23 protein-coding genes are annotated in these 18,282 nt (G+C 33.9%); 11 read left to right on the forward strand and 12 right to left on the reverse strand.

All coding sequences use genetic code 11. The annotated features are described in order from the left end of the window. The 3 genes from ACW8TM_RS00005 to ACW8TM_RS00015 all read right to left on the reverse strand — a co-directional run. Positions 1-199: hypothetical protein (locus ACW8TM_RS00005; RefSeq protein ID WP_491531214.1), on the reverse strand; the 199-nt coding region annotated here is incomplete at its 3' end. A 229-nt stretch (positions 200-428) separates the two neighbouring features. Beyond that, entirely contained in the window at positions 429-761 is a 333-nt protein-coding gene (locus ACW8TM_RS00010) for a PadR family transcriptional regulator (protein WP_491531215.1), read from the reverse strand. Next, a complete protein-coding gene (locus ACW8TM_RS00015; protein WP_491531216.1) occupies positions 746-2,188 on the reverse strand; it encodes a radical SAM protein in 1,443 nt (480 codons plus the stop codon). The genes ACW8TM_RS00010 and ACW8TM_RS00015 overlap by 16 nt, the downstream gene beginning before the upstream one ends. Positions 2,189-2,312: 124 nt before the next feature. On the opposite strand from ACW8TM_RS00015, the gene ACW8TM_RS00020 reads away from it, so the two are divergent. The 6 genes from ACW8TM_RS00020 (at position 2,313) to ACW8TM_RS00045 (ending at position 8,405) form a co-directional block, all read left to right on the forward strand. Further along, on the forward strand, positions 2,313-3,926 hold the full coding sequence (locus tag ACW8TM_RS00020; RefSeq protein WP_491531217.1) for an ABC transporter substrate-binding protein: 1,614 nt from the start codon (positions 2,313-2,315) through the stop codon (positions 3,924-3,926). Positions 3,927-3,984: 58 nt separating this feature from the next. Continuing rightward, entirely contained in the window at positions 3,985-4,911 is a 927-nt protein-coding gene (locus ACW8TM_RS00025) for an ABC transporter permease (protein WP_491531218.1), read from the forward strand. Positions 4,912-4,925: 14 nt separating this feature from the next. Further along, complete coding sequence (locus ACW8TM_RS00030) at positions 4,926-5,795, forward strand: ABC transporter permease (protein ID WP_491531219.1); 870 nt, start codon at positions 4,926-4,928, stop codon at positions 5,793-5,795. Next, the gene (locus ACW8TM_RS00035) at positions 5,792-6,760 is read left to right on the forward strand and encodes an ABC transporter ATP-binding protein (protein ID WP_491531220.1); all 969 of its coding nucleotides are present in this window, start codon (positions 5,792-5,794) and stop codon (positions 6,758-6,760) included. Before ACW8TM_RS00030 ends, ACW8TM_RS00035 begins: the two co-directional genes overlap by 4 nt. 9 nt (positions 6,761-6,769) lie before the next feature. After that, positions 6,770-7,747, forward strand: coding sequence for an ABC transporter ATP-binding protein (locus ACW8TM_RS00040; protein WP_491531221.1), 978 nt, complete (start codon positions 6,770-6,772; stop codon positions 7,745-7,747). A 121-nt stretch (positions 7,748-7,868) separates the two neighbouring features. Further along, positions 7,869-8,405 (forward strand): NUDIX hydrolase, encoded by a 537-nt coding sequence (locus tag ACW8TM_RS00045; protein ID WP_491531222.1) that lies wholly within the window; start codon positions 7,869-7,871, stop codon positions 8,403-8,405. A gap of 10 nt (positions 8,406-8,415) precedes the next feature. Here ACW8TM_RS00045 and guaA read toward each other — a convergent pair whose 3' ends face one another. The 4 genes from guaA to ACW8TM_RS00065 form a co-directional block, all read right to left on the reverse strand. Further along, a complete protein-coding gene (gene guaA, locus ACW8TM_RS00050) occupies positions 8,416-9,354 on the reverse strand; it encodes a glutamine-hydrolyzing GMP synthase (RefSeq protein ID WP_491531223.1) in 939 nt (312 codons plus the stop codon). Positions 9,355-9,552: 198 nt separating this feature from the next. Beyond that, complete coding sequence (locus ACW8TM_RS00055; protein ID WP_491531224.1) at positions 9,553-9,780, reverse strand: nucleotidyltransferase domain-containing protein; 228 nt, start codon at positions 9,778-9,780, stop codon at positions 9,553-9,555. Then, positions 9,737-10,147, reverse strand: coding sequence for a HEPN domain-containing protein (locus ACW8TM_RS00060; protein WP_491531225.1), 411 nt, complete (start codon positions 10,145-10,147; stop codon positions 9,737-9,739). The genes ACW8TM_RS00055 and ACW8TM_RS00060 overlap by 44 nt, the downstream gene beginning before the upstream one ends. A gap of 78 nt (positions 10,148-10,225) precedes the next feature. After that, a complete protein-coding gene (locus ACW8TM_RS00065) occupies positions 10,226-10,414 on the reverse strand; it encodes a hypothetical protein (RefSeq protein ID WP_491531226.1) in 189 nt (62 codons plus the stop codon). A 193-nt stretch (positions 10,415-10,607) separates the two neighbouring features. Here ACW8TM_RS00065 and ACW8TM_RS00070 point away from each other — a divergent pair, with 193 nt between their 5' ends. Beyond that, positions 10,608-12,569 (forward strand): outer membrane protein assembly factor BamB family protein, encoded by a 1,962-nt coding sequence (locus tag ACW8TM_RS00070; RefSeq protein ID WP_491531227.1) that lies wholly within the window; start codon positions 10,608-10,610, stop codon positions 12,567-12,569. 66 nt (positions 12,570-12,635) lie between these two features. Here ACW8TM_RS00070 and ACW8TM_RS00075 read toward each other — a convergent pair whose 3' ends face one another. From ACW8TM_RS00075 to ACW8TM_RS00090, 4 genes are all read right to left on the reverse strand, one after another. Beyond that, a complete protein-coding gene (locus tag ACW8TM_RS00075) occupies positions 12,636-12,815 on the reverse strand; it encodes a hypothetical protein (RefSeq protein WP_491531228.1) in 180 nt (59 codons plus the stop codon). Positions 12,816-12,878: 63 nt separating this feature from the next. After that, positions 12,879-13,106 carry a hypothetical protein gene (locus ACW8TM_RS00080; protein ID WP_491531229.1) on the reverse strand — a complete coding sequence of 76 codons (228 nt, stop codon included), beginning with the start codon at positions 13,104-13,106 and terminating at the stop codon, positions 12,879-12,881. Between the two features lie 151 nt (positions 13,107-13,257). Then, on the reverse strand, positions 13,258-13,464 hold the full coding sequence (locus ACW8TM_RS00085) for a hypothetical protein (RefSeq protein WP_491531230.1): 207 nt from the start codon (positions 13,462-13,464) through the stop codon (positions 13,258-13,260). 96 nt (positions 13,465-13,560) lie between these two features. Next, positions 13,561-13,740: a hypothetical protein gene (locus ACW8TM_RS00090; protein WP_491531231.1), complete on the reverse strand. Its 180-nt coding sequence runs from the start codon at positions 13,738-13,740 to the stop codon at positions 13,561-13,563. A gap of 159 nt (positions 13,741-13,899) precedes the next feature. Between ACW8TM_RS00090 and ACW8TM_RS00095 the strand changes: the two genes are divergently transcribed. From ACW8TM_RS00095 to ACW8TM_RS00110, 4 genes are all read left to right on the forward strand, one after another. After that, a complete protein-coding gene (locus tag ACW8TM_RS00095) occupies positions 13,900-15,036 on the forward strand; it encodes an Ldh family oxidoreductase (protein WP_491531232.1) in 1,137 nt (378 codons plus the stop codon). A gap of 362 nt (positions 15,037-15,398) precedes the next feature. Then, positions 15,399-16,064, forward strand: a complete 666-nt coding sequence (locus ACW8TM_RS00100) for a hypothetical protein (RefSeq protein WP_491531233.1) — start codon at positions 15,399-15,401, stop codon at positions 16,062-16,064. Positions 16,065-16,165: 101 nt separating this feature from the next. Next, positions 16,166-16,600 (forward strand): type VII toxin-antitoxin system HepT family RNase toxin, encoded by a 435-nt coding sequence (gene hepT / locus ACW8TM_RS00105; protein WP_491531234.1) that lies wholly within the window; start codon positions 16,166-16,168, stop codon positions 16,598-16,600. Next, complete coding sequence (locus tag ACW8TM_RS00110; RefSeq protein ID WP_491531235.1) at positions 16,581-17,042, forward strand: hypothetical protein; 462 nt, start codon at positions 16,581-16,583, stop codon at positions 17,040-17,042. Before hepT ends, ACW8TM_RS00110 begins: the two co-directional genes overlap by 20 nt. 188 nt (positions 17,043-17,230) lie before the next feature. Here the strand turns inward: ACW8TM_RS00110 and ACW8TM_RS00115 are convergent, their stop codons facing one another. Beyond that, a complete protein-coding gene (locus tag ACW8TM_RS00115) occupies positions 17,231-18,184 on the reverse strand; it encodes a succinylglutamate desuccinylase/aspartoacylase family protein (protein WP_491531236.1) in 954 nt (317 codons plus the stop codon). Between the last annotated feature and the right edge of the window lie 98 nt (positions 18,185-18,282).

Raw genomic sequence — 18,282 nt, forward strand, 5'->3', positions numbered from 1 at the left:
CAGCCCAAACCCAGCTCATTCCCAGCCATCTACCCATTTCTTGCTTTCTAGACTGAATTGTAGGAAGGCTAGAGGCATACTGAAATGAATAGCTGCCGGGAATAGTGTCAAGTAAGCTTTCAATTCCCTTTTTTGGGTTCACATAAATAATTCTTTTCTTTTTTAGGGTTAAAAGACTTTCTGAAAGCTTCTTTCTCATACTATCATGGGAACCAAATAAACTTGCAAGAAATTAATGATAAAAGTTCCAGTTGCGGACTATATTTAGTTGTGTGAAAGTATACCTTTAAATTGTAATCTTAATTTCTCATTTGCATTATATTTGTTGACGAGTAGTTAATTAATTTAATAGGCTAATTTAATTGGATTTGCAGTGATGTTTGAGGGAATTTAATAGTTTTCTTTTGTATGTAATTTTATTGGTTGGTTTATTCTTCTTCTATTAGGTATTGGATGAAGTGTTTTAGTTTTTCTGATATGTCTTCTTTTATTTTTTTGAGGGTTATTTGGCCTTCTTTTGTGATTTTGTAGTATTTTACTTTTCTTCTTTTTCCAATGGATTTCCATGCTCCTTCTATTAGTTTTGCATCTTCAAGCTTGTATAGTATTGTGTATATTACGCTTGGCCCTATTTTTCCGTTGAGTAGTGCTGATAGGTTTTTTAGTAATTCGTAGCCGTACATTGGTTTTTTGGATAAGAGCCATAGTATGAATGCTCTGAATAGTCCTTTGATGGTGTCTTCAACTAATTCGATTGACATGATATCTTTCTCCAGTATTCTTCATTTCTAATACATCCTGGATCTGGTGCAAGATAGTCATTGAAGTATGCGTATGCTCTAGCTCTACATCCACCACAAATATACTTGTATTCACATGTGCCGCAGTTTCCTTTTAGTTTATCTCTATTTCTTAGGTTGTTGAATACTTGGTTGTTAGTCCATAATTCTTCAAAGTTGTCTTTAATTATGTTTCCAACTTTTATTGGCAGGAATACGCATGGCTGTATTGAACCATCAGGTTCAATTGCACAGTAGAGTCTTCCAGCTCCACATCCACCTATGAAGTCAGCTATCTCCATTACTCTGCCAACTGCAGGTATATTGCAGAAGTGAGTTGGCATTATTAGTGCTTTATTCTCGTTTTCTCTTGCAATTTGAATTGCAATCCTAGCGTATTGAGGTGCTGTTGATAGTAGTGTTATGTCACTATTCATATATGTTTGTTTAATAAAACTTTTTAATAAATTCTCCCTCTCTATGGGTGTTAAGTCAAGTTTAACTATATTTTTACCTCTACCTGTAGGTATGAAGTTATATGTCATTAACCATGGTACCCCTAGCCTCCTACATAAATCTATTATACCCCATATTTCATGATAATTGTGTCTTGTAATTGTAGTTGCAATTTCAACAAATAATCCCTCTTCAATACAATTTCTAATACCCCTCAACGTTTTTTCATATGCCCATGGTACACCTCTAAATGAATTGTGTGTTTCAGGTTTAGCTCCATCAAGGCTTATTTGCACATATTTAATGCCATTCTCTCTCAGTTTCCTTGCAATTTCCTTAGTGATCAGTGTGCCATTAGTTGCAAGTGCAATATACATTCCATAGTCATATGCAGATCTAGCTATTTCAAAGAAATCTCTTCTCATTAATGGTTCTCCACCTGAAAATGCAATTGAAGTTACATCTGAATCAGCTAATCTATTAACTGTCAATAATGCTTCATCAGTACTCATTTCATATAAATTATTTTGTCCAGCCGAGCTATAGCAATGCTTACACTTTAAATTGCATTTATAGGTGAAATCCCACACCACTAATAATGGTGCTCCAGGTGTAAATGGCTTTCTAGCTCCAAATCTAACTATACCTTTAAGTGTACTTGCAATACCCTTCCTCCAATATGACTGTTTAAGTTGCTCCTTCAATTCACTTTCATCGACCCCAAATAGCTTAGCACCCTTAGCAATAAACCCTCTAATTATTGGAGCAACTATATGTGTACATGTAAAGCATGCTGTTTTTCTAGTTCCAGCAATCAACTCTAATGCTATTTCAACTCTACTATCACCATCAATTCTACACTTCTTAACTGATTGATTCAAAACAAATCTTGAAGGCTTAGATGAAATTACACTTCTTAATAGGTCAACACTACTTAAAGGCGAAAACCTCAACTATTTCACCCCATGAATATTTCAAAAATTGAAATATAAGTTTCACGTAAGAATTGGTAAAAAATTGAATTGTTATGGAAAGATATATACAATTGCCTTTCAAAATATGTTTAGGAGGTTATTTATGATTGAGAAGAGAATTCTCATAGCGATTATAGTGATGATTGTTATTGCCTCTGCTGCTGGCTATATATACTATCAATACCTAATTCCCAAGCCGCCACCTAAGCCTAAAAGACTTATTATTGCAGTATCCTCAGAGCCTGATACAATGGATATTTCAAGGATGACTTGGGCTACTACTGTTCTAGCTGATATTTATGATACACTTGTAACACAAGATCCAATTACCCTAGAATTTAAGGATGGACTTGCTGAAAGATGGGAAGTCACTGAAGATGGTTTGAAATGGACCTTCTATTTGAAGCGTGGAGTTAAATTTCATGATGGAACTCCAGTTAATTCATCTGCCATTGCATGGAGCTTAATGAAGTTGAAAGAGGGGCCCTCGGCATACATGGTGGACCCAATTGAAGAAATGCAGACACCCGATCCATACACCTTAGTCTTCATTATGAAGCGTCCTGACGCTAATCTACTTTGGAATTTAGCTACAATTTATATGTGTATTATGAGTCAAAGTGCATATGAGAAGTATGGTGAAGATTATGGTACTAAGTATGTAGTTGGCTCTGGCCCATTTATTTTGAAGGAGTGGATTCGTGGAGAAAGAATTGTTGTTACAAGAAATCCAGATTACCGTTGGGGGCCAGCTTGGTGTACAAATAGAGGACCAGCATATATTGAGGAAATAGTTTATAGAATTGTTCCTGAAGAGACTACTAGAATTATGATGTTTGAAGCTAAGGAAGTTGATATGCTTCTAGAGGTTCCTCCACATAAGGCTAAGGATTATGAGAAGAATCCTGAGATGACTGTTTTGTCTGGGCCTGGATATGGAACTTATTCCTTATGGTTTAACCATGAAGTTTGGCCATGGAATACAACTGATGGACTAATAATTAAAAAGGCAATGGCATTTGCTATTGATAGAGAAGCAATAGCTGAACACGTGTTCTTTGGATATGCTGATCCAGCATATGTACTATTACCTCCAGTAGTTCCTGAACATGAAATTCCAGAAGAGTATCACTTCAGATATAACCCAGATTATGCTAAAGATTTGCTAGAAGATGCAGGATGGATTGATGTTGATGGCGATGGAATTAGAGAGAAGGATGGAAAAGAACTTATACTTAAATGTTTAGCTCATGATGCATCAGAAATAGTTAAGACTATTGAGGTCATTCAGGAACAATTAATTGAAATTGGAATTAAAATTGAAATTGAAGTTTATGATTGGACTACTTTTCATGATAAATTGAGGGCTGGAGTACAGCAAATGTATATTAGATGGTGGTTCTGGCCTAATGCTGATATTCTAGACTGGTTCTTCCATTCAAGAATGATACCATTTCCAAATCATTCAAGGTTTAATGATACTGAATTTGATGGAATGCTTGAATATGCAATGGAAGCTCCAACATGGGAGGAACGTGTAGCCAGGTTTAAGCAGGCTCACATCTATGCGATACAGAAAGTTACATGGGTTCCAATAATATATCCAAGGATAATTGCAGCCTATTATAAGCATGTTACTGGTGTTAAGATGGGTGTCTGGGGAGTTGTTGACATTAAGCTTGACTGGGATATTACCCCTACCTCCTCAGCTGATTAAGCCAAGTAACAGCGCTTAAATATACTACCCCAATTTTTTATTATGGAGGACTAATTTAATGGATATGAGAACCTATTTAATGAAGCGTCTTCTCATGGTTATCCCAACAATATTACTTGCAATATTCATTTCATTCTCAATATTACTACTTACACCTGGGGATCCAGTATTGCTACTTTTAGGTCCGAAGGCTCCCCCTGAAGCCTATGAGAAGCTTAGAGCAGAATTAGGTTTAGACTTACCTCTCCACATCCAATACTTTAGATTCCTATCTAAAGCCTTGACTGGAGATTTTGGTAGATCTCTCTATACTCATGAACCTGTTTTAACTATGATTATGGACAGACTACCTAAAACAATTGAATTAATGCTCACTGGACTAATTATATCTATGTTACTTGCAATTCCATTTGGTGTAATTTCAGCTATAAAGCAAGGATCAATAATTGAGAAAATATTAACATCAACTTCACTGCTTTTCTATGCTACACCAAGCTTTTGTATAGGATTAATTTTCATTTACTTCTTTTCAATGCAACTAAGATTGTTTCCAATTGGAGGTAGTGGTGATATTAGATATTTAATCTTGCCAGCATTAGTTTTAGGTTTATCTGGAATAGCTTTACCAGCATCACTAGTTAGAAGTGGATTGATAGAAGTATTAAGTCAAGACTTCATTTTATCATTAAGAGCTAGAGGCTTGTCTGAGAGAACAATAATCTATAAACATGCATTAAGACATGCATTAATATCATTCATAACTTTACTAGGCTTAAGTTTAGGATGGATTGTTGGAGGATCAGTTGTAATTGAGATGGTTTTCGCCAGACCTGGCATCGGAACCCTACTTATAACTGCAATTAGAAGACGAGACTACCCTGTTGTTCAAGGAGTTATTTTCCTATTGAGCTTCTTCGTTGTGATTGGAAATTTAATTGCAGACATACTCTACGCTCTTGTAGATCCGAGAATTAGATATCGTTAATTGAGGGATGATTGATGAGCTCAAAAGTTTATCACGCTCAAAGACTCCTACAAAACTTAAAGTTAATTTGGAGTAGAAGGGATGGTAAAATTGGTATAATTTTAACGTCAATAATAATGTTTATAGCAATTGCAGCTCCAATACTCTCACTTAAATCACCATATGAACAAACACTTGAAGACAAACTTAGTCCACCATCTCCAGAATATTTCTTTGGAACCGATTATCTTGGGAGAGATTTAATGAGTAGAGTTTTCTACGGAGCTAGAGCCTCATTAATTGTAGGTGTATTTTCAGTTTTCGTAGCAATAATTATAGGTGTACCCTTAGGATTAACTGCTGGGTATTATGGTGGAATAATAGATCAAATAATAGAGGTAATTACAAGTGCATTCTGGTCATTTCCAACCTTTCTTATAGCATTAGCCTTTGCAGCTGCATTTGGACCTGGACTTCAAAATGTATTGATTGCAATTGGAGTTGCATGGTGGGCTGGATTTGCAAGAATTGTTAGAGGAGAAGTATTATCATTACGTGAGAGGAGATTTATTGAAGCAGTTAAATGTCTAGGAGCTAATGACTTACAAATAATAGTATTCCACATATTTCCAAACTGTATAAATCCACTACTAGTATACGCTATACTCAACATTCCATCCATGATATTAATTGAAGCTGCTCTGAGTTTTCTAGGGATAGGAATTCAACCACCTCATCCAAGTTGGGGTAATATAATTGGTGGTGGACGCCCATATTTAAGGGAAGCTCCATGGATCGTCATGTTTCCAACAGCATTCCTAGTACTAACCCTACTAGGATTAATCATGCTAGGAGATGCAATAAGTAACGTCTTAAATCCAAGGTTACGGAGGAGGATGATATGAAGAAATCACTATTAGATATTCAAGAACTAAAGACATACTTCTATCTTCCAGAAGGAATACTTAGAGCAGTTGATGGATTAGACTTAACAGTGAATAGCGGTGAAATAGTAGGAATTATTGGAGAAAGCGGTTCTGGAAAAACTGTCACTGCACTATCAATATTAAGGATAGTTCCACCACCAGGAAGAATAATTGATGGAAAAATAGTATTTGATGGAGAAAACTTATTAGAGAAAAGCGAAGAAGAAATGGTTAATATTAGGGGTAAGAAGATTTCAATGATTTTTCAAGATCCAATCTCATCCCTTGACCCACTTTTCAGAATAAAAGACCAGATAGGCGAAATAATTAAAGTGCATCAAAATATTACAGATGAATCAGAAATTAGAGAACAAGTAATAAAGCTTCTATCTATGGTTAAAATACCAGACCCAGAAAGATTAATGAATGCATATCCACATGAACTCAGTGGAGGAATGGCACAAAGAGTTATGATAGCAATAGCATTAGCCTCAAATCCATTACTTCTAATAGCAGATGAACCAACAAGCAATCTAGACTTAACTATTCAGGCACAAATACTAGAATTGCTAAGGGAACTCCATGAGAAGAAAGAGCTAGCAATACTCTTAATATCACATAACTTTGGAGTAATAGCAGAGTTATGTGATAAAGTAGTGGTAATGTATTGTGGAGAAGCTGTTGAATCTGGAAGACTAATAGATGTATTTGAAAATCCAGCTCATCCATACACTAAAGGATTACTAAGTGTAGTACCAAAACTACATAGTAAAACAAAGTACTTCGGAACAATTCAAGGTAGCCTACCAAGCCCCATAAACCCTCCATCAGGATGCAAATTTCATCCAAGATGTCCCAAAGCCATGAAAATATGCCGTAAAAATAAACCCAAAAAATGCATAATAAACAATGACCATACAGTTTCATGTCATCTATATACTTGATGGAGGATGATGATGACTCAAAATAACATTATCCTAAAAGTAATAAACCTGACAAAATACTTCTACTTAAGAAAAGGGATATTCAGGAGAATTATTGGAAGAATACATGCAGTAGATGGAGTAAATCTAACTATAAGAAGAGGAGAAACACTAGGATTAATCGGTGAAAGTGGAAGTGGAAAAACAACTCTAGCAAGATGTATCTTAAGATTAATAGAACCAGAAAACGGAAAAATATTGTTTAATGGAACAGACATTTTAAAACTACCTAAAGGAGAATTCAGAAAGTTAAGGAGAAAAATGCAAATGGTATTTCAAGATCCAGCATCCTCACTAGATCCAAGAATGACAGTTGAAAGTCTAATAACAGAAGGATTAAAACTACATAAAATATGTAAAGATAGAAATAGAAGAAGAGAAATAGCAATAAAAATTTTAGAGGATGTAGGTTTAAAGGAGGAACATTTATATAAGTATCCCCATGAGCTAAGTGGAGGTATGAAGCAGAGAGTAGCTATAGCAAGAGTATTGGCACTTCAACCAGAATTTTTAATCCTAGATGAACCGACATCAGCATTGGATGTATCAGTTCAAGCAAAAATATTGAATCTACTAATGGAATTACAGAAAAAGTATAATTTTACATATCTATTTATAACCCATGATATAAGCATAATAGCACATATGAGTGATAGAATCGCCGTAATGTATATGGGGAAAATAGTTGAAATAGGAGAAACAGACCAGATAATAAACAATCCCCAACACCCATATGTAGAAGCTTTACTTTCATCAATACCTTCAATTAATCCACGATTAAGAGGGAGATTAAAATCACCAAAAGGTGAACCTCAAAGCCCAATAAATCCACCACCATACTGTAGATTTTATGACAGATGCCCAATAGCAAAACCAATATGTAGGGAGTTAGAGCCAAAAATGAAGAAAATTGAAAGTGAACACTATGTAGCTTGTCATCTAAAATAGTCTACACTATTAGATTCTAAAGTTTAAATTAGTGTATTTCACTTATTAAATACCCTCTGTTGTCGATAAGCTCTATTAATTTGTTTCGCGTAATATTCATGTTCAGTGGGGTTAAAGAATAATGATTCTAGATAAACTGTATTCTAAGCTAAGGAAATTCGAGTTAAATTTACGAGCTAATTTGAGTAGAGCTGCTGTAGCTGTAGTTTTATTTGAAAATAATGGTTTGGAATTATTGTTTGTTAAGAGAAGTTTTAGCCCTACGGATCCCTGGTCTGGGCAAGTGGCTTTTCCTGGGGGTAGATGTGAAGATTGTGATGTAGATGTGGTTGATACTGCTATCAGGGAGGTATATGAGGAGTTGGGCTTCAAGTTGAGTAGAAACAATGTGATTGGAGTTTTAGGAGTCTTTTGGCCATTAAATAAACCTGAATTAAAGGTTTTCCCAGTAGTTTTTAGAGTAAAAGTTAAGCCTAAAATGAAGTTTTCATTTGAAATTGAAGATTGCTTTTGGGTGCCAATAAAAATGCTAAATTTCTCTAACATTTATTTTATGGGGAGGATTGTAGAGGGATTTGTTTATAGGGATTATGTTATTTGGGGTTTAACAGCTAGGATTACTAGGAGGTTGCTTGAGCTTTTAAATTGTTTTGCATAGTTTCATAAGTTTATTCGAATTCTATTGTTGATGGAGGTTTTGGAGTTAATTCATATAGGACTCTTACTACTTCCTTTATTTCTGATGTTATTCGATCTGTAATTCTTCTTAGCTTTTTGAAGGATATTTCTATTGGTTGTGCTGTTATTGCATCTTCTGAAGCTACAACTCTTATGGCAATCATATATCCATACTTTCTTCTTCCATTTTTAATTCCAGTTGCTCTTCCTGGTAGTAGAACTGCAAATTTTTGAAATGCCTCTAAATCCTTTAATTCTTCTTCAACTATTTTAGTTGCTTTCCTCACTATTTCAACTCTCTTCGGATTGACTTCTCCTACAACTCTTATCATTAATCCCGGACCTGGGAAAGGCATTTTCTCTGAAACTTCCTTCGGCAGTCCTAGATGTCTTGCAATTACTCTAACTTGAGGTTTGTATAGTTCCCTTAATGGTTCAACCACCTTGAAGCCATAATCTATACCTATCTGTTCAAGGACGTTATGCTGAGTTTTTATTCCACCTTTTGTTTCAACTATGTCTGCTGCAATGGTTCCTTGAACTAGAAATCTTATGTTATGAGTTTTCATGAAATCTGAAATCACAGTGTAAAATGTTTCTCTAAAGATCTTCCTCTTATTCTCAGCATCTCTAACTCCCTTAAGATTTCTATAGAAGTCATGTTTTCTATCTAGTAATATTGGATTTAATCCAATACTGCTTAGTAGTTTTAGTGTTTCCTCAACTTCACCTTCACGTCTAAAGCCATCATCAATATATATTGTCTTAAGCCTATCTCCTAAAGCCATTTTAGCAATATATGCTGAAACAGTACTGTCAACACCTCCAGAACATGCAGCTACAGCCTCTTCTTCACCAACAATACTTCTTATTTCCTCTACAGCTTTAGATACAAAGTCGGATGGATTAAAATCTAAACTTGACTTCATACTAGATCAAACTAGGAATTTATGCAGAGAATTATATTAGATTTTTTATAGGGAAACCTTAAATTTACTCTAAATTTCACGTGAAATACTTATGTCAACTTAATCCAATATTCCCTTGCATCTTGAAGAATAACACTCTTATTCATTACTATTTCAAATTCACTTGGAGTATAGGTTAGAAATTCAAAGGAGAGTTTTCTACTGGCTAAATTCTACAATTTTATATCTTTCACCTAGAGATAAATTTTCAAAGTATGCTGGAATTACTATTAAGTCTATATCACTATCTTCAAGCCATTCCCCTCTAGCATAACTACCAAATAAATACACCTCAACATCACTGTAAAGCTTCTTTAGCTTTAAGATTAATTCTTCTAAAGCTTTAATTACATATGGAGGTATGGAATAATTTTTCAGCTTTTTCAATGACAATTCTTGCCACCTCTAATGCACGTATAGACTGAGATTTAGAAAAACTTATTGAGGGTCTCCTAATTCCAGCATTAGGATATCTAGCTGTGACATAATATTGGGAAACCTCTGGAAGACTTTCAACAACTTCAAGGGGAAGAATTAAAAGTTCCTTTAACTCCTCATATAATATTGTCAAGTCACGTGTTCGAGGCGGCCTTTTACGAAGAAAAACAATAAAACAAGCCTTAAAAACCCTTTCAATTGCCTGTTGTGACATATAGCATGACAAGCTATAATCACAATTCTCTAAAGCTCTCTTAGCTCTATCAAAGTCGACCTTTCCCTCCTCAAACCAATCCAGCGACTCCTCTCTAACCATTCACTTAAGACCTCCAAGTATTACACGTGGAAATACTTACTAATATTGCTATAAAACATTAAAAACTAATAAGACTAGCTAATCTTGAGAAAATGAAACCTTTACAACTCTTAATTCCAATTCGTCTGGCAAGAGAATTAAAATTATGATCACTCCAATTGAAGCTATTAAAATAATCTTCAATACAGCTAGAAGCCACCTAGAAGTTTTAATCATATCAAGTGCAACAAGAATCTCCCATTTAGCTGACAAATCCTTGATAAGCAATAAATTGGCTGGAACCACTAGAAATAGCAATTGAAGATATAGCTGAGAAATTATGGAGGAGAAGCAGTTAGAAGTTTATTTCGTTTAGTTATTAAGTGTTAATTAAATATTAAATTTCTATTAAATTAATTATTAAAAGTTATATAAAGTCGAAGTCAAAACATTAAATGACTATTCATTTGGGGAGAACAGTATGAGAAGAAATTACCTTATACTATTAATTTTACTTCTAGGGTTTACCATCACTTACGATGTAAGTTCAATTGAAGCTCCATTAGATGAGTGGATGCCTCCAATAAATATTAACTGGATTTGTGAAACAGGCGATGTAAGCGGATGTATTTCAGCTTCACCAATACCTAACATTGACACCATACTTTGGAGTATAGGTGGTGCTCCCCCCAAGAAGGGTTTCAGCATTAGTACTGAGAGAGGAGGTTTCCCATTAACACCAATAATAGTTGAGGACACAATTATAATTTATGACAGAGAATCTATTTTCGCTTTAGATTTAAATAATGGTGAATTAAAATGGGGCTCAGCAATCTATGGTGACTCATTATATCCATGGTATATTGATAAAGCCTTTGGCCTTGAAGTCTTCATTGTGAGTGTCGCGTCTAATAGTGAATACTTATATATTGCAACTTCAGCTGACATCTATCAAGAGAAAGGAAGAGTAGTTTGCTTATCAATTTCAAGTGGAAATCTAGTTTGGATTCAAACTCTACCAGAAGACGGTAACACAGGTGTAACATCCAATATTATTGTCGCTAATGGCAGAATATATGTGGGTTCAATACACTTTACCCATACAGTTTACTGCTTAGATGCAAGTAATGGAGAAATAATTTGGAAAACAAAACTTGATAGAGCCTCAAATATTAGAGGCATCTCCCATAGTGAAGATAAAATAATTATAACCAATGAACATGGAGACATCTACGCCCTAAATACAGATAATGGAGAAGTTTTATGGTCAACCAATCCTGGAAGTTTAGAGTTAAGCATACCAGTCGTTAAGGGTGCAAATGTATATTTAACATCTGGCAGAGGTGAATTAATAAAAATAAACATCAATAACGGTGAAGTAATTGAAAAGAAAAATTTTGCAACCACACCAAAATTTGCACCACAAATTTATGAAGGAAAAATATTCATTGCACAGGGACTTGGAGAAATAAAAGGGTTAATTGCAGTTGATGAAGAATCATGGGAAATACTATGGAAATTTACAGATCCATCAATAAACATATTCAGAACAAATCCAGTAATAACAACTGGGACAAATGCTAAAATAGTAATTGGAGCAGAAGGCAACACTGAAAATAATTTATTCGCAATATTTCTAAATGGAAGCTTAGCATGGAAGCACACAATACCTAAAAGACCATTCATAATAAGTGCATCACAAGGAAAACTAGTTTTAGCACAATGGGGTGAAAATAGATTTGAAGGAACAGTAACAGTATTCGGAGAATATGAAAAACCAGAGATTAGAAATATTGAACATAAACCAGCTAAACCAAGAAGCATTGACAAAGTAGAAGTCATATGTAATGCCTTCGATGAAAAATCAGGCATATATAAAGCAGTATTATCTTGGAGCAAAGATAAGGCAACATGGAACCATATTACAATGGATTTAAATGAAAATGGAAAATGGATAGCCAATATAAATCCACAACCTAATGGAACAACCATCTACTACAAGATAACCATTATAGACAATGTAGGAAACTGGGTAATATCAGAAACCTACAGCTACACTGTATTTGATCCACCAACACCACCATCAATAAAAATCTTAGAAATCCAGAACGGAACAACAATTGAGAAAGATGAAATTACAATTAAGTGGAGTATAACTGAAGGATCATTCAAAATTAAGAAAACTGAAATAAGACTTAACACAGGAAATTGGATCGATGTTACAGGAAAAACAACCTATACATTTAAACAGCTAAGTGAAGGAACCCATACAATCACAGTTAGAGTATATGATGAAAAAGGATTAACCAGTCAAAGTACCGTTAAAATAACAGTCAAACTACCACCACCCAGACAAGATGCAACATTCATGGTAATTGGAGCAGTAGCCGCCATAGCAGCTATTGGAGCAGTAGCTCTAATAGTTAAAAAGAAAAGCAAATAATCAAATTTAATTTTTAATTTGATTATTTACCTTTACCTAGAATTATTGAAGCTTATTTATTTAATTTCATTTTATTTCAATTATTTTTCCAACTCCAAACTCTATAAAATCTTCCTTAAATTCCTTTGCAAAGGCTTCTCTAACCAAATCACCCGTACAATGTGATGGAGCAACTTTCTTCACTCCAAGTTCTCTAAACTCCTGAACCACACTTATAGGTGGATGATGAAAACCTCCAATAACCAAATAATCATCCTTCTCTGTTAATTCTTTGGCTTTTCTAATTATATTGACTATTCCAGGATGAGCTCAGCCAGCGATTATTATTAGTCCTCTCTTTGAATTTATAATTAGGGATTGTTCATTTGGAGGCCCATAGAGCTCACCAGTAGTATGGACAAAGCTAGAGATCTTCATTGGTTTAGAAACTTCAATGAATTTTGCTCCATAACTTATTATCATTTCTTTAATTGAAGCTGGGAATGAAGCTGGAATAAAAACTGTAACTTTACTGTTTTTCTCCAAGAAACCATCCAACCCACCAACATGATCTCCATGTATATGTGAAAATAACTACTTTACTAATTGATTTTGGGTCAATTCCCATTTGCTTCAAATTAAAAAGTAAAATCCCAGAATCTCCTCCAGTATCAAACAATATTAATTCTTTGGGAGTTTTTATTAAACATTAGAAAACCCATGCAGTTTTAAGACTGGAGTTTATTTTGTAATTGTCATAAACTGAAATTAGAGTTCTTTCTGCCCCTTCACTCTCTAACTCAATAAGGTTTTTAGATGAAGTCTCTCTTTCAATTTGAATTAAAGACCATACTCCAACCCCCAATGAAACCAAGATTACAATAGTTACAATTATGACAATAATATTCTTGTCCATTCCATGTTCCCCTATTTTTCTTACTTTAAAAATTTTAAGTATCTTTTAGCTGGTAAAATCTTAAATCATTCTATTTTAAATTTGCATGATGTCTCATCATAAGCTTATTATAATTTCTCTATAAGAGGCATTAGTATAGCATCCTAGATTAATAATTACTACTTTAATTTTGAGCATTTTATTGATGTATATATGCTCCAAATTGATGGAATTTAATGATATTATTTCTAGGATTGTTACTCCTGTTATGTTGAAGTTTTCCCTAAAATTAACCATGTTGTCATTGATGCTGAAGCTATAATTATGCTTACATCTGATGGATAAACTACATTAATAGTGAAATTTTATTAACAATTATTGTCGATAATTCAATTACATAAATAATATCATAAACTATTTATCCAATTAGAGCACAACTCTCTAGGTGGGTTTATATTGGAATTCTATGAGAAGAGCACACCTAAACCTATTGAGGATTATGTTAGAGTTAATGCTGAAAAACTTAAAAAGTTTATTTATGACATTTTTTGTACTTTAAATGTCCCTAGAGATAGTTCTATGATTGTCGCTGACGTACTTGTTACAGCTGATCTCTTCGGAATTGAAAGTCATGGTGTTCAGAGATTAGGTAGATATGTTAAAGGGTTAATGGATGGATCTATTAAGATTAACCCTGATATCAGAGTCATTAAGGACTATCACGCCTGTGCATTAATTGATGGTGATCATGGATTGGGACAGGTTGTATGCATGAGAGCTGTTAAAATTGCAATTGATAAGGCTAAAAAGTATGGTGTTAGTGTTGTCGGCATTCGAAATAGTAATCATTTTGGAATTGCAGGCTACTATTCACTTAAAATTTCCAATGAAAAAATGATAGGTATTGTTCTAACTAATTCTAGACCATTAGCAGCTTATACAAATACTATTGGAAGGAACATTGGTACTAATCCAATTTCAATTGCAATTCCAACAAGAAATCCACCTCCATACTTATTTGATGCATCTACCTCTATTGTGCCCATCGGTAAAATTGAAGTTTTAGTTAAGAAGAAAAAACACGCACCAATTGGATGGGGTATTGATGATAAAGGTGAATTGACCGATAATCCAGAAGTAATTTTAAAGAAAGGATCACTACTTCCACTTGGAGGTTTAGGTGAAATTTTAGGAGGACATAAGGGCTCTGGATTATCAATTTCTATTGATATCTTATGTGGAGTTTTAACTGGAGCTAATTGGGGATTAAATGTTGGTTCAGCAGTTGAAGGTAGAAAAGCTAATGTTGGCCACTTTATATTAGCAGTTGATCCAAGCAAATTTACATCATTAAATGAATTTTTAGATAGAATGGAGGAATATAAGAGATATATCAAGAGCTTAACTAAGCATCCTAAGGCTGAAAGAATATGGATCCCGGGAGAGAAAGCTTGGCTTACAATGAAAACTAGACTTAGAATTGGAATTCCCATTCATAAGAACATTATAAATGAGTTAAAAGAAATAGGAGAAAAAGTTGGAGTGAAAATTAATCTAGAGGAAATGAAAGTGAAAACGAATATAGTTCGATAAAATCGCTTAATAAATATATTCTTCATCCCTTCTTGGATATTTTTAGTGCAGATATTTTACCTTTATATTTGAGATTGCATAACATGATGACGCAAGTAAACCAGAATAATTATTCCTAAGTATTGAGCTTACGGCACCTAATTCAACTATCCAGCTATATTTCTTTACTCCGTAAATCCATTTTTGAAATATAATGAAGAAAACTTATGAGCAAAATTTCCTCATGTATTTTCTTGCTACCTTACAAAGTCTTTTGATAATACATAGCCTGAAATTAATACTTCTCCTTCGGACAATTTAAGAGAGAACATGGTAAATTTTAAATTGTCAATTGAGTTTTAGTAGTTATACGGATGGAGTTTATGCAGTCACTCTTAAATGATTTTATCATTGGTTTAATTGTGGGAATTCCAATTCTTATTGCAATTAAAGTTACAGAGAGAATTGGTGTTGAATATTGTTGGGTTAATAGGAAGATTATTCACTTTAGCACTATTCCCGCACTCTATGCTTATCTCTATATTTTCAATGAGGTTTATATTTGGATAATTGCTTCCTTTGCTTTCTTTCTCTATACATTGATCCCACATTTAAGGAATAGTGAGAGGAAATGGTTTCAGATTAAAGGTAATTTTGGTGAAGTATACTATTGCTTAATGTACCTTGTTATCGGCTCAGCTTTCTTCTATGTCAATCGTCCCTTAGCAGTTACAGCAATGCTTCTAACTGCAATTGGTGACGGTGTCACTGGGATTATACGCTTTTTCCTGTTTGAGAAAAGGGAAAAGGCTTTTTCACTTTACACTTCAACTGATCCAGAAGTAAGAAAGGCATGTAAGACTCTAGTTGGCACAATAGCCTTCATCATTGCTGGAATTCCAGTAGCCATACTGCTTCTAGGGATATTGAGAGGAACTGTTATAACATTAATTTCAGCAATTGCAGAAAAACAGCATTTACTTGATGATAATCTCGCCATTCCACTTGTCACTTTAGCATCATACTATATAATCTCAATTCTCATATGAAAAGTTAGGTTAGAATTATATACAGTATTTAAGCTTAATTTAAATTAGCTTAAAGTGAACTTAGGTTAAATAATGGTGAAGTCTGACTTGGAGAATAAAATATGGTTAAAATTGATAGGGAGTATGCTGGAAATTTAGTTAATGAAGTTGGAGAGGGCTTAGAAGAAGTTGAAAATCTCATTCAAACAAGTTTAGAAGAGTTTTTGAGGGATAGAAGTAAAAGGTTTGCGATGCGATATGCAATAATATTTATTGTTGAAGCAGCCACAGATCTAGGGTTACTAATACTTAAGCAAGTTTTTAATGAAAGTGCAGAAAGTTATAGAGAAGTATTTTTGAAATTGTTGGAGAAGGGTGTATTAAGCTACCAAGTCGCTGATGGCATGACAAATTTATCTTCATTACGCAACATGATTGTGCACAGATATTGGAATATTGACGATGCAAGAATTTATAGGGAAGCTAAAAATAGTGGAGTAAGCATTATCAAGAAGTTTATCAAAGAGGTTGAAGCATATGTCAATAAGGATCCTTGAGGAAAAAAGAAAATTTAAATTTCATAAAATAAATGATAACGAAAAAAATAGGATAATCAAAAAATTATCTCAAATTTTAAATAAAGAGGAAAAAATTCAATTAGCTGTGATTTTCGGAGGATTCATTAAATTCAAATTTTTCAGAGACATTGACATAGCCGTATTTACAGGATATAACATACCATATAATAAGGTGGAATGCTACGAAGAAGAATTGTCAAAAAGAATAGAATCAATAATAAAGTTACCAGTAGACATTAGAATTATAGACTATGCTCCTCCATGGTTTATAATGAGAGCTTTAGATGGTAAGATTCTAGCAGAGAAAAATCCTATTATATCGATAAAACTAAGATTTAGAGCACATCAAGAAGTTAGAGACATAAAAATGAAAATAAATAAAATTAATAGAATCCTAAGTTGTCAAGAGATCACTAGATAACTTATTAAGCTTTATATTTTTAACTTCAATATTAATATTGGCGATGAAGAATTCAGCCTTGTCTGATAGTTGATGATGGATCAACCGGCTGAGCCAACATTTACTGTTAACCTAAATTTTGATGTCATATTTCATACTGCTTAGCTAAAAATTACTCCATAAAATAAATTATAGTTTGATTTGTTAATCTATTGCTCCATTTTTATTGCAATTGATGCGACAGTTCCTCCTGTAGCTACTCTTGATGACGCATTAATACTTATGATATATCCGTTCCATGGGCTTCTCACTTCTCCAATCACATCTCCAAATATATTTCGAATAATTGCAACTACTTCATTTTCAACAACTTTTTCACCTAGTTTTTTACGTAATTCAACTAGTCCTCCATAGTTGCTTTGAATGGTTTCTCTTCTATAATTCTTCTCTCTTATTACTGGAACTAAATCATCTACTTTTTCAAATTCACCGCTAAGCATTCCAATCTTAATTAGAAGGTTTTTTAGAGCTCTATATCCTGCTTCAGCTCCAATTTCATCCACACCTCTATATCCTGGAAGCTCAACTGTAAATGATGGAATATTCTCCTTAATTGCAACACCTGGTAGACTTTTTGCTAAAGCACGTCTCTCATATTTTTCAGGTGGAAATTCATCTAAAACTGTTATACCCATGGAGTGTGCATAATCTTCAATTTTACTTCGGAGAGGTTGCGGTGCAGGATCTAATAATACGAAGGGTATTGACTTGCCAGCAGTATGAACATCTACAATTAATTCATGCTCTTTAGCTACTTCCCAAATCTTAGCTACAATTCTCTCAGCGAATGATCCTTTAGGATCTCCTGGATAGATTCTATTTAGGTCAATAGTGGATTCAGGGATACCTCGAACATTATAATTGAATCCTTCAGGATTCATAACAGGAATAATTGTTAACTCTCCCTTAAGCCCACGTCTATTTATATAGTCTAAAAGTTTCCATATGCTAACTTGACCTGTAACTTCACTTCCATGAATAGTTACTCCTATAAAGACTTTAGGGCCATCAATTTCACCTTTAATTTTAATTAAAGGTAATTGAACTTTAGTTCCATCAGGTCTCTCTCCAATCTCAATTAATTTCTTTTCAATCTTCACCATGATTCTACACCCTCCTCAATTAACTTGTAGTATGGGTAAAATAACTCAGGGTCTTCAAACTCTCTATCAGCAAAAATAACAATCTTCTCATAAGCTAG

Source organism: Candidatus Culexmicrobium sp. (assembly GCF_058356305.1).